The sequence below is a fragment of the Citrobacter sp. Cb031 genome (assembly GCF_030336725.1).
In the GTDB taxonomy this organism is placed as follows: domain Bacteria; phylum Pseudomonadota; class Gammaproteobacteria; order Enterobacterales; family Enterobacteriaceae; genus Citrobacter; species Citrobacter braakii.
In genome coordinates, this window is record NZ_JAOWDA010000034.1 from 337,419 (window position 1) to 351,403 (window position 13,985).

The following is a 13,985-nucleotide window of genomic DNA, read 5'->3' on the forward strand; positions in this document are numbered from 1 at the left end:
CTGTTCTGTATTACACTATTTTGCCATAAGGCAACGACGTTCACCTAATCGCGACCACGGATTCGCTTTTGGAATGGCACAAAATTGTCAATTTTCCCGACGTGTGAATTTTTCAGTTATGATTGTGATACTTATCGACGAAAGGAGAGGCAATGCTGTCTATTGCAAAGCGCACCGCAGTGGGGACCGGACTGCTACTTATCATGCCGGTTGCCGTATGGGTATCAGGCTGGAGCTGGCAGCCGGGGCACAATGTCTGGTGGTTAAAGTCCTTGTACTGGGTAACGGAAACGGTGACGCAGCCGTGGGGAATTATCACTCACGTTGCGCTTTGTGCATGGTTTCTGTGGTGCCTGCGTTTTCGTCTTAAAGCCGCGATAATGTTGTTTGCTATTCTGGCAGCGGCGATTTTAGTGGGACAGGGCGTGAAGTCCTGGGTAAAAGACAGGGTGCAAGAACCGCGACCTTTTGTCGTGTGGCTGGAAAAAACGCACCATATTCCGGTTGATGAGTTCTACACTTTAAAACGTAAAGATCGTGGGCATTTAGTCAAAGAACAATTGGCTGAACAGCAGGATATTCCAACGTTTTTACGCAAGCACTGGCAAAAAGAAACGGGGTTTGCCTTTCCGTCCGGACATACGATGTTTGCCGCCAGTTGGGCTTTATTGGGCGTAGGGCTGTTATGGCCGCGCAGACGTACGCTGACGATTGTGTTTTTGCTGACCTGGGCGACCGGCGTGATGGGCAGCCGCTTGCTGTTAGGCATGCACTGGCCCCGTGATTTGGTGGTGGCAACGCTGATTTCGTGGCTGCTGGTGACGCTGGCAACCTGGCTTGCACAGCGGGTATGCGGACCATTAACCCCACCAGTGCAGGAGAAAAAAGAAATCGCGCAGCGAGAACAAGAAAGCTAGCGATGATTGATTTTTCAAATTTTGCCCTCAAATCAGAAAGTGGAAAGCGCTTTTCCGTTTCGCACTCGTTGTGAAAATGGTAATTTAAAGGGCTCAACGCGGTAAGTTGGACACGATTTATTCGCTCAAACCACATAACGGGAAGTAATGTGAAATATTTACTCATTTTCTTACTGGTGTTGGCGATTTTTGTTATTTCGGTGACATTGGGTGCGCAAAACGATCAACAGGTTACGTTTAATTACCTGCTGGCTCAGGGTGAGTATCGTATCTCTACGCTGCTTGCTGTATTGTTTGCCGCAGGGTTTGCGATTGGTTGGCTAATTTGCGGCCTTTTCTGGCTGAAGGTTCGTGTGTCTCTTGCGCGCGCCGAACGTAAAATCAAACGACTGGAAAACCAGCTTGCGCCTGCGACCGACGTTGCGGTATCTGCCGATTCGTCGGTTGTGAAGGAATAATTATTTATGTTGGAGTTGTTGTTTCTGCTTTTACCTGTAGCCGCTGCCTATGGGTGGTATATGGGTCGCAGAAGTGCGCAACAAACCAAGCAGGATGAAGCTAACCGTCTTTCTCGTGACTATGTCGCCGGGGTTAACTTCCTCCTGAGCAACCAACAAGATAAAGCGGTGGATCTGTTCCTTGATATGCTAAAAGAGGACACAGGCACCGTTGAGGCTCATCTCACCCTCGGAAACCTGTTCCGCTCTCGCGGTGAAGTCGATCGCGCAATCCGCATCCATCAAACGTTAATGGAAAGTGCCTCGCTGACCTACGAGCAGCGTTTGCTGGCCGTGCAACAGCTGGGGCGCGACTACATGGCCGCGGGACTGTACGACCGCGCGGAAGACATGTTCAATCAGCTTACCGATGAAACTGATTTTCGGGTTGGCGCATTACAGCAACTGTTGCAAATTTATCAGGCCACCAGCGAATGGCAAAAAGCCATTGATGTAGCAGAGCGTCTGGTAAAACTCGGCAAAGACAAGCAGCGTAATGAGATAGCCCACTTCTACTGCGAACTGGCCTTACAGCAAATGGGCAGCGACGATATGGATCGCGCCATGACGCTGTTGAAAAAAGGCGCCGCGGCAGACAAAAACAGTGCACGTGTATCCATCATGATGGGTCGCGTGTACATGGAAAAAGGTGATTACGCGAAGGCGGTTGAAAGCCTGCAACGGGTCATTTCCCAGGACAAAGAGCTGGTCAGCGAAACGCTGGAAATGCTGCAAAGCTGCTACCAGCATCTGGGGAAAAACGATGAGTGGGCGGAGTTTTTACGTCGGGCCGTCGAGGAGAATACTGGTGCCGCCGCCGAACTGATGCTGGCTGATATTCTTGAGGCGCGTGAGGGGGCTGATACCGCTCAGGTCTATATCACTCGTCAGCTGCAACGTCATCCTACGATGCGCGTGTTCCACAAGCTGATGGATTATCATCTCCACGAAGCCGAAGAAGGGCGTGCCAAAGAGAGCCTGATGGTTCTGCGCGATATGGTCGGAGAGCAGGTACGCAGTAAACCGCGCTACCGCTGCCAGAAGTGCGGTTTTACGGCGTATACGCTGTACTGGCACTGTCCATCCTGCCGTTCATGGTCAACCATTAAGCCCATTCGCGGACTTGATGGGCTGTAATTTTTAAAAAAAACTCATTTTAGTTACAACATACTGTTGATGTGTAATAGATCCATCCTCAACCTCCGTTGCCGGCTCGCCTGGCAGAAATGTAATCGCGCCTGTTAATTTTCTATTACCGCAGGTAGAATGCACGCCGTTTACCCATTTCGCGCCGCCGTGGGCGCCCATCCTCAAGAAGGTCTGGTCATGACGTTTACTGCTTCATCTTCTTCTCGTGCTGTTACCGATTCTCCTGTCGTTGTCGCTCTCGATTATTCTAATCGTGATAAAGCATTAGCTTTTGTCGACAGAATTGATCCTCGTGATTGCCGTTTGAAAGTGGGCAAAGAGATGTTCACGCTTTTTGGACCTCAGTTGGTTCGCGATCTACAACAGCGTGGTTTTGACATCTTTCTTGATTTGAAATTTCATGATATTCCCAATACCACCGCACATGCAGTTGCCGCTGCTGCCGACCTTGGCGTCTGGATGGTTAACGTTCACGCTTCTGGCGGGGCGCGTATGATGACTGCAGCCCGTGAAGCCTTAGTGCCTTTTGGCCAGGACGCGCCGCTGCTGATTGCCGTGACGGTTCTGACCAGTATGGAAGCCAGCGACCTCGCCGATCTCGGCGTGACGTTGTCACCTGCGGATTATGCTGAAAGACTGGCGCGCTTAACCCAGAATTGTGGTCTGGATGGTGTCGTATGCTCAGCTCAGGAAGCGGTGCGATTCAAGCAGGCGTTGGGCCAGGCATTTAAGCTGGTGACGCCGGGGATTCGTCCAGAAGGCAGCGAGGCGGGCGATCAGCGTCGTATTATGACACCGGAACAGGCGCAGTTAGCAGGTGTGGATTACATGGTGATTGGTCGTCCGGTCACCCAGTCGGCTGATCCCGCGCAGACGCTGAAGATGATCAATGCTTCCCTGAAACGAGGTGCGTAAATGAACGACTCAAACTCTCGTCTGGTCTACTCTACCGACTCCGGGCGTATTGATGAACCGAAAACAGCGCCTGAGCGTCCAAAAGGCGATGGCATTGTTCGTATCCAGCGCCAGACCAGTGGTCGCAAAGGGAAGGGCGTGTGCCTGATTACCGGTATTGACCAAGACGATGCCGAACTGACCAAATTAGCCGCAGAACTGAAGAAAAAGTGTGGTTGCGGTGGAGCAGTGAAAGATGGCGTGATTGAAATTCAGGGGGATAAACGCGACCTGATTAAATCGCTGCTGGAAGCTAAAGGAATGAAAGTTAAACTGGCTGGCGGTTAATAAAAAAGCCACGGAAAATTTCCGTGGCTTTTTAATAATACAGACCTGAAAAAGTAAACGTATTATTATATCGAGCCGTTTAACCGTAGATTATTTACCCACCTGGTGGCCAATAATACCACCTACTGCAGCACCACCCAGCGTACCCAGCGTGCTACCGTCAGTCAGGACTGCACCACCTATTGCACCTGCACCAGCACCGATTGCGGTGTTACGATCTCGTTTGGACCAGTTAGAGCAGGCACTCAGCGACATTGCCAGAGTAATCGCCAGAATGGCAGCGGTCATTTTTTTGCTCGTTACTAACATAATACTTTCTCCTGAATTATTGATTCACGGAATCCAGTGTTCTTTAAGGATAGCGTCAAATTAAGACTATCGAAGATATTTCCGTGAAACCGTTTAGCGAAGTCATTACAAACACTATCCTGAAGTTGGAGGTTCGTTCCTGTTATATCGCTAACATTAATTTTACGACTTTATCCTGTTAACGACAGGTAAAAAGTCTTAATTGGATTGTCAGATAACTCTCAGAGAGCAGATGATTTGTCTGCTGACAAACCATCTACTGAAGATTTTATGCGTGGGCATCAATGATATTGACGATTAATCCTGAATGTTCGAGCTGCATTTGTACGCTGGCGCTGAGTCTGGAGTCCGTTACTACGCGGCTGAATCGCTCTAATGGACCCAGCGTGTAAGGGTGAATGGCGTCGAATTTTGAGCTGTCGGTCAACACAATAACTTCTGCGCCTTTTTCCAGCACCGCGTTAACCACGTCGGAACGCATCATATCGCGTCCGGTAAAACCGGTATCAGCCTGCCAGCCGTCAATGCCGATAAAGGCCTTACTGAAGTGTACCTGCTGGATAAACTGGCGAGTTAAGGGGCCGACCATGCTCTCACTTTTTTTCTGGTAAATTCCACCGAGAAGTATCACTTCACAGGGCGTTTCTTTGAGCAGATGAGCAATGTAGCTGCTCACGGTGATGATGGTGACATCTTTTTGCTCTGCCAGCGTTCTGGCCAGAAGTGCATTGCTGCTGCCATTCTCAATGAATACGGATTCGCCTGGACTGACCAGAGATGCAGCGAATTCAGCCAGTTCACGTTTCAGAGTGAAATTGGTCATCATGCGCGTTTCAACATCATCGCTGTTCAATGAAACAGCAAAACCGTGGGCTCGGCGTAAGTAACTCAGTTTTTCCAGCGTGTTCAGATCCTGTCGAATCGTCACTTCGGAGACACCGGTGACTTTTGCCAGATCGGCGACGCTCATCTGACCTTTATCGGTCACCATCTGCAAAATAGATTGTTGTCGGGAATTCATAGTATTAATTTTATTGCGATATCGTATCGGAAATTAAACGGAAACTGCATTATCTGCAGTTTGCTGATAGCAGCGACATCAAAAGATCACTGTCATCAGATCTCCCATGGCGCCTTCTGCTTTTTCGCCAAAGATTCGGCATCTTCTTTGACCGTGTTTAACAGTTCAGCTTTCAAAATTTCAAGATTGTGGATGGCTGAGTGGTAATCACCTGCAACGAGGATATCCAGCACGGTATCAATACGTTCGGCCAGACGCTGAGCGTCGATATCAGACATGGTCGTCATCCTAATGGCAATAGAGTGTGAATTTCATGATGCAGAATTTCATGGCAAAAGAGAAGGGAAAAATAGTATTAACCTGAACGATTGAAGAATATTATATATTCTGTGATTACATGCGGATAGCGTCGTCATGTAATGTCCATTTATGGCTATTTATCACCTTCATTCTCTCTGCATTAGCGCATTTTTTTACTCAGATGGCGGCGATACCAACGTTCAAATGCGGCGGCTGGCATTGGTTTGGCGAATAAAAACCCCTGACGCTCATTGACGCCATTTTTGGTCAGAAACGCATCCTCTTTCGCGCTTTCCACGCCTTCGGCGATGACCTGCAGGTTGAGCGCCTGCGCTACCGCAACTATGGCCCGTACCAGCGATTGTGAAATAGGTTGTTTGTGGATCTCTCTGACAAAGGTCTGATCCAGTTTAATGGCATCTAGCGGGAAGCGGGCCAGTTGAGACAGCGACGAATAACCGGTACCAAAATCATCCAAATGGATTTGCGCTCCTAACTGGCTAAACTGCTGAATGACTGACAACGCCAGTTGCTCATTTTCTATCAAACTGCTTTCCGTTAATTCAACATCGATGGGGCAATACTCAAAGTTGAGCTCGTGAAGTACCTGCTTAAGTGCGGTAAACAGCGTCTGGTCGGCGAGCTGGCGGGCAGAAACGTTTACCGCCACGCGCAGGTTTATTCCCTTGTCGCGCCATTTCGCGACCTGGCGCACAACGTCGAGAATAACCCAACGCCCCAGCGGGACGATGAGCCCCGATTCTTCGGCGTAGGAGATAAACTCCAGCGGTGGAATGAGGCCGCGTTCCGGAGATTGCCAGCGAACCAGCGCCTCCAGGCTGCGCACTTCACCGCGCCAGGTTATCTTTGGCTGATAATGGATAACCAGTTGATCGTTATCCAGCGCCTTACGCAGATTAGTATCCAGCCACAGATATTCAAATACTCGCTGATTCATTTCCGGAGAAAAAACACAAAACTGCCCACGGCCGCCTTCTTTCGCGGTGTACATGGCTGTATCCGCGTTACGAATGACGCTCTCGCAGTCCTGACCATGCTGAGGTGCGAGGGATATACCAATAGAGCATCCGGTATAGACTTCAATCAGACCGATGCGGAAGGGCTGGCGCAGGCGCGTCAGAATGCGTGATGCGGTGGCTTCCAGTGTGCCCTGGGATGTTTCGGTGGCAAGAACAATGAATTCATCACCGCCAAATCGCGCCAGGATCTGGTTGTCTTCGAGGCAACTGAGGATTGCCAGCGACACGCTTTGTAGTAGCTGATCGCCAAACATATGCCCGTAGGCATCGTTTACCTTTTTGAAGTTATCCAGATCGAGGTATGCAATACCGACCTGCGTATCGCCCGCGTTCTCAATTGCATTGCTGATCAGTTCATGAATTGCGTTGCGGTTTGGTAATCCAGTGATGGAGTCGGTATTTGCCAACACCCGCAGTCGTTCCTGCGCGCGGCGTTCTTCAGTGATATCGGTCCCGGAACAGATCAGAAAAATTTCGTTCTTGCCGCTACCGTTATGCACAAATTTATTGCGAAACAGAAACAGACGCTGGCCTTTGCAGGTCTTGACCCAGCGTTCAACCTCATACGAGTTACCTTCGCGAAAAAAGACCTCAATATTGCGCCGTGAAGCCGCCGCTTCACGACGGCTCATAAATAATGTGAATACACTTTGACCAATGACTTCACGTTCTTTGAGGCCGGTGTACTCTTCGCACAGGCGATTAAACCGCTGAATGTTGCCCATGCGGTCAAGAATGACAATAACGGAATTGGCTTCGGAAACGACTTGTTCGGCAAAAGAGAGGCCGTGGGCCAGATCGCGGGCGACGGAGGGGGTGTCATCCCAGGCGGATGCGCTACCAGCCCATTCGCGCTTATTGATTTTTCGACCGACCAGATGCACGGGAATGTCGTCATCTTCAATGGGCAACGTCATTAACAGACTTGACGTGATCACCGTCATCTCGCGAATGCGATCGGCTTGTTCAGGTAATAATTCGATGGTCTGATCAGCTTCTGACGCTTCGTCGATAGAGAAATGCAGGATGTTGCAATCCTCTGACAAACGCCAGTAGGGGTTATGAGTGCCCACATAGCTATACAACGTAACCAGCTCCCGGACGTCTTTCATCATGTGTACTATCCCGTTTAAAGCGCATAGAGCCTCAAAAGTATGGGTAGCCATGATTCATTCGGGGTGATTATGGCTGAACGTATTGTTTTTTTTATATATTTATGTTTAATCCAGAATCCGTAAAAAGCAAAGCCAGCGGAACTGAAAAAAGTAAAAAAATAAAATTGACCGAATGAAAGAAGTGTAGTGCGGTGGTGGGAATTTGGGCGGAAAAAAGAAACGACCTTTCACAAAATGAGAAAGGTCGCTGGATTGATACGAGTTACGCGGCTGGACGCGCGATAACGCTGCGGGTTTCCATGCGAACTTCGGCGATGGTTACGTCAATCACATCCGTGACTTTGTAAACCACTTCACCTTTAATTTGCACCGTGCCGCTTTCCTGGCTGCATACCAGCTCGTCCCGAACGGCGTGCAGGAATGGGGCAGGAATAAATGCGACTGCGCCATTATCAACTAAACGTACGCGCATACCGCCGCGGCTAACGTCAATTATCTCGGCCGCAAAGCGGGTATCGGTCCCGGCTTTGTCACTCAGGAAACGGGCATATAACCAGTCGCCCACATCGCGCTCAGCCATCCGGTTCAGGCGACGACGTTCCGCCATTTGCACCGTGGTATCATCCCTAGGGCGGGCGATGGTTTCACCTTTGATGACGGCCTTAAGCAGGCGGTGGTTAATCATATCGCCATATTTTCGAATAGGAGAGGTCCAGGTGGCATAAGCCTCCAGACCCAGCCCAAAGTGCGGCCCTGGCTCGATACTGATTTCAGCGTAAGACTGGAAACGGCGAATTCGGCTGTCGAGGAAACCAGAAGGCTGCGCATCCAGCTCGCGGCGCAGTTTGCAGAAACCTTCCAGCGTCAGGACTTCCTCGGCATCAACGTGCATACCATGGGTTTTTAGCAGCGCGGCCAGAGCGTCGGCGTTGGCCGGGTCGAATCCCATATGGACGTTATAAATACCGAAGCCGAGCTTGTCGCGAAGCACGCGGGCGGCGCAAATGTTTGCCGCAATCATGGATTCTTCCACGATTCGGTTTGCGATGCGGCGTGGCTCAGCGACGATGTCCAGGACTTCACCTTTTTCACCAAGAACAAAACGGTAATCCGGGCGATCTTTAAATACCAGAGCATGGTTATGACGCCATTCACCGCGGCTCAGGCAAATACGGTGTAGCAGACGGATTTGTTCAGCAATCGCGTCATTTGCAGGCTGCCAGTCGCCGGCGCCTTCCAGCCAGTCGGAGACGTTGTCGTAGACCAGCTTCGCTTTCGACTCAATCGTCGCTGCGAAGAAGGTGATGTTGTCTTCAATCGCGCCATCCGCGGCGATGGTCATACGACAAGCCAGAACCGGACGCACTTCGTTCGCGCGTAAAGAGCACAGATCGTCAGACAGTTCGCGTGGTAGCATCGGGATGTTGAACCCCGGCAGATAGTTAGTAAACGCGCGAATTTTTGCTGTTTTATCCAGCTTGCTGCCTTCTGCAATCCAGGCCGTAGGGTCGGCAATGGCGACAGTTAATTGCAGTTTGCCGTCGGCCAGCTCTTCAGCATAAAGCGCATCGTCCATATCTTCGGTGCTGGCGCTGTCGATGGTGACAAAGTTGAGGGCGGTTAAGTCCTGACGAACCAGACCTTCATCCAGCATCTCAGTTGCCACACCGTCCGGCGCTTCTTTTTCGAGATTATGGCGTGCCAGCGTGACCCACCACGGGACAAAGTGGTCATCAGCAAAAGTGATAAATTGGGTTAACTCGGCATAGAAGGTGCGATCGCCTTTCAGCGGGTGGCGACGCATTTCAGCGACGGCCCAGTCACCTTCTTTAAAATCGTGCTCAACGCCGCGGGCGGCACGGCAAGGGATCGCTTCTTTCAGTAACGGATGATCCGGCACAATGGACAGACGATCATTTTTGCCCTGAACTTTACCCACGAAGCGCGTCAGGAAGGGTTCGATCAGTTCTTCCGGCTCGGCAGATTCACGATCTTTTTCTGTATGGATAACCGCAACAATGCGGTCGCCATGCATCACTTTTTTCATCTGCGGCGGTGGAATGAAATAGCTTTTTTGTGCATCGACTTCCAGGAAGCCAAAGCCTTTTTCCGTGGCTTTTACCACCCCTTCAGCACGTGGCGTCTGGGAATGCAGTTGCTGTTTAAGCTGCGCTAGCAGCGGGTTGTCCTGAAGCATAATTGTCTATTTTCGTGGCTAAAAGAGCGGCTGACAGTTTTACGCGATTCTCTCAGTTGCGGCAAGCGCTCTTTCAGTAAGTGGATCGGTTAATAAGTCTCGCCCAGCGCGATTTTCAAGCGATTCAACCATCCGCACAATCCGCTCCAGGCCAGCAGGTTAATCGCTTGTCCAGAAGAGATGCCCTGATCGAACAAAGGGGTTAACAGCGCGGCGCTAAAACGGTCGGGCGCTCGGGTTAGCCATTGTACCGCCTGCAGGGTGACGCGCTCAACCGGATGTCGCTGTTCCCAACGCTGTAATTCACGTTCCTCCTGGCGAAGCAGGGCGATAACGTTGGCTAATTCATTGGCTGTATGTGCCTGTTCATTAAAGCAGGCCACGCTGCCGTTAATCCGTGACGTCATTAGCGCCGCCAGTGAAAATGCCCGCACCGGTACAGCGCTACGCCGGGTACTGGAAATCAGTGTCGTGAATAAATCCAAAATGACCGGTGAATGGATCAGTAATGGCACCAACGCTTGCAGTTCATCGGGAAAATGTCTGGCCGTCGTCTCGTCCTGAGAATGATATTTTTCGATTGGGAATGGCGCAGCGTGCCAGGTAGCGTTTGTTGCACTAAATGGCGAAGCGTGAGCGAATTGCTGTATATCCAGCCCCGGTATTCGGCGTACCGGATGTCCAAACCAGGCCTGAAACAGGGCCACGGTCCGGGCCTGAAAACCGACGAAGCCGATGATTTGATTCATCAAAATACTATCGCTGGTGGTCAGCCCGACCGCATCCAGATGCTGGCGATCGCGTGCGCCTATCACGTCAGGAGAGCTGGCAAGTTGGCGAGCATATTGGGTGATTTGCGCCAGCCGATGGTTACTTTCCCGTGACGAGTCAGGACCAGGAAGCGGTGTTAACCGCGCGGCATAGTGATTGCACAATCGCTGGACGCCATACACCTGAGCGACGGTAAGCGCCGTACTCATCCGTTCATAGGCGCTGAATGTGTGCATCTGATTCAGGTTTACGTGAACCGGGAAGAGAACCTGGGCAAGTTTACGGGCAGGGATTAACCAGGATTGAAAAGGCAAAAGGGCGTCATCAGGTATCGCCAGATCCAGTAAAAAGCAGTCGTCGACATGAGCGGCTTCCGGCACCAGCGGCAGAATATCTTGCGGATGCTTGCTGGATTGCGTCTCATGATACCAGTGGCTTTTGCCTTCAATTCGGCGTTGTTCCATGGGCGGTCCTTGGTCTAAAAAGTGGCGACCCGGACACGTCGTCTACTACTACGCCGGATCGTTTGCGCTGCAATATCCTGACGTAAGCAGAAGAGGGGATGAAAGATTGTTCCGTGATAATAAATATCAGAAAAGCATATATGGCGGCGGGCAGAGGAGAGTCATGGGCGGGGCAAGACCGCCCATAGAAGACTTACGATTATTTCAGTTCCAGCTCGTTCATTGCCGCGATACTGAAGCCACCATCGACGTGAACGACTTCACCCGAGATGCCGGCAGCAAGATCGGAGCACAAAAATGCTGCGGAGTTGCCCACATCTTCAATGGTTACAGTGCGGCGAATCGGCGTAACCGCTTCACAATGCGCCAGCATTTTACGGAAATCTTTAATGCCGGAAGCGGCGAGTGTACGGATAGGACCGGCAGAAATAGCGTTCACACGCACACCTTCAGGACCCATCGCATTAGCCATATAGCGGACGTTCGCTTCCAGTGAGGCTTTTGCCAGGCCCATCACGTTGTAGTTAGGGATGGCGCGCTCTGCGCCCAGATAGGATAGCGTCAGCAGCGCCGAGCCTGGGTTCAGCATGGAACGGCAGGCTTTTGCCATCGCCACAAAGCTGTAAGCACTGATGTCATGAGCAATTTTGAAGCCTTCGCGGGTGACTGCATTCACATAGTCGCCATCCAGTTGGTCTGCGGGCGCAAAACCAATCGAGTGCACGAAACCGTCGAATTTCGGCCAGGCTTTGCCCAGTTCGGTAAACAGTGCATCAATGCTGGCGTCTTCTGCCACATCACACTGCAGTACGATGCTGGAACCCAGTTGAGCTGCAAATTCTTCGACGCGGCCTTTTAGTTTGTCATTCTGGTAGGTGAACGCCAGTTCAGCCCCTTCGCGATGCATGGCCTGAGCGATACCCCAGGCGATGGACAGTTTGCTGGCAAGACCCGTTACCAGAATGCGCTTACCGGAAAGAAAACCCATAGCTTTAATCCTTATGGTCATTGCTTATTTTTAGCAATCAATGAGTTATGATCACAATTTGAAGGTGTTCCGAAATGGGGCAGCAATTATATCCCACTCTTTGTGCCTTGTAGAATAGTTATCATCCCTTACGGATAATCACTTTTCATTACACATGAGGGTTATAACACTTTCCTGGTTAAGTCTCATTCATTCTGCGAAGCGCGGGGGGATGGAGAAAATACAAGGCTTTAAAGGCATCTCAATGGTATTATTAACTGCTAGCTTATGTTTTAAAACATAGCAATGTAGGAACTTTCTTAAAACAAAAAATATGACCGTATTCAGTTCGTTATGATATATTGTTTTTATCGATCGATATTGATACATTGATCGTTATTATTGATTGATTGTGATTAAAAGTGCATTATCAGGAAGTTATGATCAATTGGAGTGGTCTTATGCACTATCATTTCATCGCGGAACCGATGAGAGACACAACTGATACGTTACTGGGTGTTGAGATGAGCGTCCGGTTTGCTTCAGATACGGTTTCGCCGATACATCCAGAGTTCATCATTTCAGCGTGGAATAGCGAACAAAAACGTAATTTCATGCTCGAGCAAATTCGATTAATTGCCGAAAAGCGTAATTGGTTTGAGAGCCACAACCTTTTCTGTACTCTGAACCTCATTGATGAAATGGCGCTGCTGGCAATTGGCGACCCGAGCGTCAAATCGGCGCTACATGCCATGCCTTTTGTCGCCCTGGAACTTTCAGAGCGTTTTCTGACGAATACCGTATGTCTGAATAATCTGCTGATTAATTCACTTTGCGACGGTCCAAACGCATTATGGCTGGGCGATCTGGGCTCCGGCAGCATTGGGGCCAGTCCGCTGGTTTGCGGTCGTTTTGATGTTGTGAAGTTGGATCGTGGTTTTTTCCTGGATCAGGCTGAAAAACCGATGTTCCCGGTGCTAATTAAAAACATCCGCGAATATTGCGACCGCATTGCGGTGGAGGGCGTGGAAACCAAACAGCTTATCGACGAAGTAGGCGCGGCTGGTGTTTGGGTGATGCAGGGATCCCTTTTCCCTTCGGTCGCGTTTAGCGAGGTTGATACACTGCTCTTACCAAATGTTTGTCACTGATTGCAAAATTGCCCTCCGGTTGAGGAGGGCTGCATCTGCTAGCGATCTTTACGCCACGCGTCAGCGGTAAGCGCTTCGCCGAAATGACCGGCGATCAGGCGACGGGTCAGCTCATGCAACGGCGAGGCCAGAACATCTGCTGTACTGCCGCGTTCAACCACTTCACCCTGGTGCATGACTAATACCTGATCGCTAATGTGCTTCATCATGCCGATGTGCTGAGTCACATAGATATATGAAATCCCCTGTTTTTCCTGTAATTCCAGCATCAGATTGATGAGCTGCGAACGCATCGACATGTCCAGAGAGGCCAGGGCTTCGTCGGCGATAATGACTTTGGGTCGCAAAATGAGCGCTCGGGCAAGGCCCAGACGCTGTTTTTGTCCCGGAGCCAGCATATGCGGGTAATAACTCACATGGTCAGGCAACAGACCGACCATCCGCATGGTCTCGATGATCTGTTTGCGGCGCTGTTCAGGCTCGAGGTCGGTGTTCAGACGTAGCGGAAAATCGAGGATCTGCGAAATACGTTGCCGTGGGTTAAGCGACGTTGACGGATCCTGGAAAATCATACGGATACGCTGACTACGGAATGAATAATCACCATATGTTAACGGGTGATCGTCAATCAGCAGCTCACCGCTGGTAGGCTCAATCATACCGGCCAGCATCTTCGCCAGCGTAGATTTACCGGAACCATTTTCACCTATGACGGCGAGCGTCTGACGCTCGCGCAGGGTAAAGCTCAGGGGCTTAACGGCCTCAACGGTCTGACGGCGGAATAAGCCCGTCCGGTAGCGAAAGGTTTTGCTCAGATTACGAACTTCGAGCAGGGTTTCTACCAT

Annotated in this window: 14 protein-coding genes; 6 read left to right on the forward strand and 8 right to left on the reverse strand. The window is 50.6% G+C overall.

What is annotated here, in order from left to right:
* Window positions 1–152 precede the first annotated feature (152 nt).
* The 5 genes from pgpB to yciH all read left to right on the forward strand — a co-directional run bounded on the left by pgpB (window position 153) and on the right by yciH (window position 3,805).
* Window positions 153–917 (forward strand): phosphatidylglycerophosphatase B, encoded by a 765-nt coding sequence (pgpB, locus tag OGV93_RS18075; RefSeq protein ID WP_049043120.1) that lies wholly within the window; start codon window positions 153–155, stop codon window positions 915–917.
* Window positions 918–1,066: 149 nt separating this feature from the next.
* Window positions 1,067–1,375 carry a LapA family protein gene (locus OGV93_RS18080; protein WP_006684318.1) on the forward strand — a complete coding sequence of 103 codons (309 nt, stop codon included), beginning with the start codon at window positions 1,067–1,069 and terminating at the stop codon, window positions 1,373–1,375.
* Window positions 1,376–1,381: 6 nt separating this feature from the next.
* A complete protein-coding gene (lapB, locus tag OGV93_RS18085) occupies window positions 1,382–2,551 on the forward strand; it encodes a lipopolysaccharide assembly protein LapB (RefSeq protein ID WP_016153245.1) in 1,170 nt (389 codons plus the stop codon).
* Between the two features lie 189 nt (window positions 2,552–2,740).
* Window positions 2,741–3,478, forward strand: coding sequence for an orotidine-5'-phosphate decarboxylase (gene pyrF / locus OGV93_RS18090; RefSeq protein ID WP_131405208.1), 738 nt, complete (start codon window positions 2,741–2,743; stop codon window positions 3,476–3,478).
* Window positions 3,479–3,805 (forward strand): stress response translation initiation inhibitor YciH, encoded by a 327-nt coding sequence (gene yciH, locus OGV93_RS18095; RefSeq protein WP_016153243.1) that lies wholly within the window; start codon window positions 3,479–3,481, stop codon window positions 3,803–3,805.
* A 90-nt stretch (window positions 3,806–3,895) separates the two neighbouring features.
* Here the strand turns inward: yciH and osmB are convergent, their stop codons facing one another.
* The 7 genes from osmB to fabI all read right to left on the reverse strand — a co-directional run bounded on the left by osmB (window position 3,896) and on the right by fabI (window position 12,010).
* Entirely contained in the window at window positions 3,896–4,114 is a 219-nt protein-coding gene (osmB, locus tag OGV93_RS18100; protein WP_003020583.1) for an osmotically-inducible lipoprotein OsmB, read from the reverse strand.
* 268 nt (window positions 4,115–4,382) lie between these two features.
* Window positions 4,383–5,135, reverse strand: coding sequence for a DNA-binding transcriptional regulator YciT (yciT, locus tag OGV93_RS18105; protein WP_109017875.1), 753 nt, complete (start codon window positions 5,133–5,135; stop codon window positions 4,383–4,385).
* Between the two features lie 95 nt (window positions 5,136–5,230).
* On the reverse strand, window positions 5,231–5,413 hold the full coding sequence (locus OGV93_RS18110; RefSeq protein WP_016153241.1) for a YciZ family protein: 183 nt from the start codon (window positions 5,411–5,413) through the stop codon (window positions 5,231–5,233).
* 182 nt (window positions 5,414–5,595) lie between these two features.
* The gene (pdeR, locus tag OGV93_RS18115; RefSeq protein WP_047502364.1) at window positions 5,596–7,587 is read right to left on the reverse strand and encodes a cyclic di-GMP phosphodiesterase; all 1,992 of its coding nucleotides are present in this window, start codon (window positions 7,585–7,587) and stop codon (window positions 5,596–5,598) included.
* A 265-nt stretch (window positions 7,588–7,852) separates the two neighbouring features.
* Window positions 7,853–9,787: an exoribonuclease II gene (locus tag OGV93_RS18120; RefSeq protein ID WP_109017874.1), complete on the reverse strand. Its 1,935-nt coding sequence runs from the start codon at window positions 9,785–9,787 to the stop codon at window positions 7,853–7,855.
* A gap of 89 nt (window positions 9,788–9,876) precedes the next feature.
* Window positions 9,877–11,022: a carboxymuconolactone decarboxylase family protein gene (locus OGV93_RS18125; RefSeq protein WP_287109913.1), complete on the reverse strand. Its 1,146-nt coding sequence runs from the start codon at window positions 11,020–11,022 to the stop codon at window positions 9,877–9,879.
* A 199-nt stretch (window positions 11,023–11,221) separates the two neighbouring features.
* Entirely contained in the window at window positions 11,222–12,010 is a 789-nt protein-coding gene (gene fabI, locus OGV93_RS18130) for an enoyl-ACP reductase FabI (RefSeq protein WP_016156642.1), read from the reverse strand.
* 440 nt (window positions 12,011–12,450) lie between these two features.
* Between fabI and OGV93_RS18135 the strand changes: the two genes are divergently transcribed.
* Window positions 12,451–13,140, forward strand: coding sequence for an EAL domain-containing protein (locus OGV93_RS18135; protein WP_047500365.1), 690 nt, complete (start codon window positions 12,451–12,453; stop codon window positions 13,138–13,140).
* A 38-nt stretch (window positions 13,141–13,178) separates the two neighbouring features.
* Here OGV93_RS18135 and sapF read toward each other — a convergent pair whose 3' ends face one another.
* Window positions 13,179–13,985: a peptide ABC transporter ATP-binding protein SapF gene (gene sapF / locus OGV93_RS18140; RefSeq protein WP_155574246.1), complete on the reverse strand. Its 807-nt coding sequence runs from the start codon at window positions 13,983–13,985 to the stop codon at window positions 13,179–13,181.

What these genes read in the sequence shown, in the direction of transcription:
- OGV93_RS18110 (WP_016153241.1), bottom strand. Translation starts at nt 5,413, where the DNA reads ATGTCTGATATCGACGCTCAGCGTCTGGCCGAACGTATTGATACCGTG.
- yciT (WP_109017875.1), bottom strand. Translation starts at nt 5,135, where the DNA reads ATGAATTCCCGACAACAATCTATTTTGCAGATGGTGACCGATAAAGGT.
- osmB (WP_003020583.1), bottom strand. Translation starts at nt 4,114, where the DNA reads ATGTTAGTAACGAGCAAAAAAATGACCGCTGCCATTCTGGCGATTACT.
- OGV93_RS18120 (WP_109017874.1), bottom strand. Translation starts at nt 9,787, where the DNA reads ATGCTTCAGGACAACCCGCTGCTAGCGCAGCTTAAACAGCAACTGCAT.
- OGV93_RS18125 (WP_287109913.1), bottom strand. Translation starts at nt 11,022, where the DNA reads ATGGAACAACGCCGAATTGAAGGCAAAAGCCACTGGTATCATGAGACG.
- lapB (WP_016153245.1), top strand. Translation starts at nt 1,382, where the DNA reads ATGTTGGAGTTGTTGTTTCTGCTTTTACCTGTAGCCGCTGCCTATGGG.
- yciH (WP_016153243.1), top strand. Translation starts at nt 3,479, where the DNA reads ATGAACGACTCAAACTCTCGTCTGGTCTACTCTACCGACTCCGGGCGT.
- sapF (WP_155574246.1), bottom strand. Translation starts at nt 13,985, where the DNA reads ATGGTAGAAACCCTGCTCGAAGTTCGTAATCTGAGCAAAACCTTTCGC.
- pgpB (WP_049043120.1), top strand. Translation starts at nt 153, where the DNA reads ATGCTGTCTATTGCAAAGCGCACCGCAGTGGGGACCGGACTGCTACTT.
- pdeR (WP_047502364.1), bottom strand. Translation starts at nt 7,587, where the DNA reads ATGAAAGACGTCCGGGAGCTGGTTACGTTGTATAGCTATGTGGGCACT.
- OGV93_RS18135 (WP_047500365.1), top strand. Translation starts at nt 12,451, where the DNA reads ATGCACTATCATTTCATCGCGGAACCGATGAGAGACACAACTGATACG.
- fabI (WP_016156642.1), bottom strand. Translation starts at nt 12,010, where the DNA reads ATGGGTTTTCTTTCCGGTAAGCGCATTCTGGTAACGGGTCTTGCCAGC.
- pyrF (WP_131405208.1), top strand. Translation starts at nt 2,741, where the DNA reads ATGACGTTTACTGCTTCATCTTCTTCTCGTGCTGTTACCGATTCTCCT.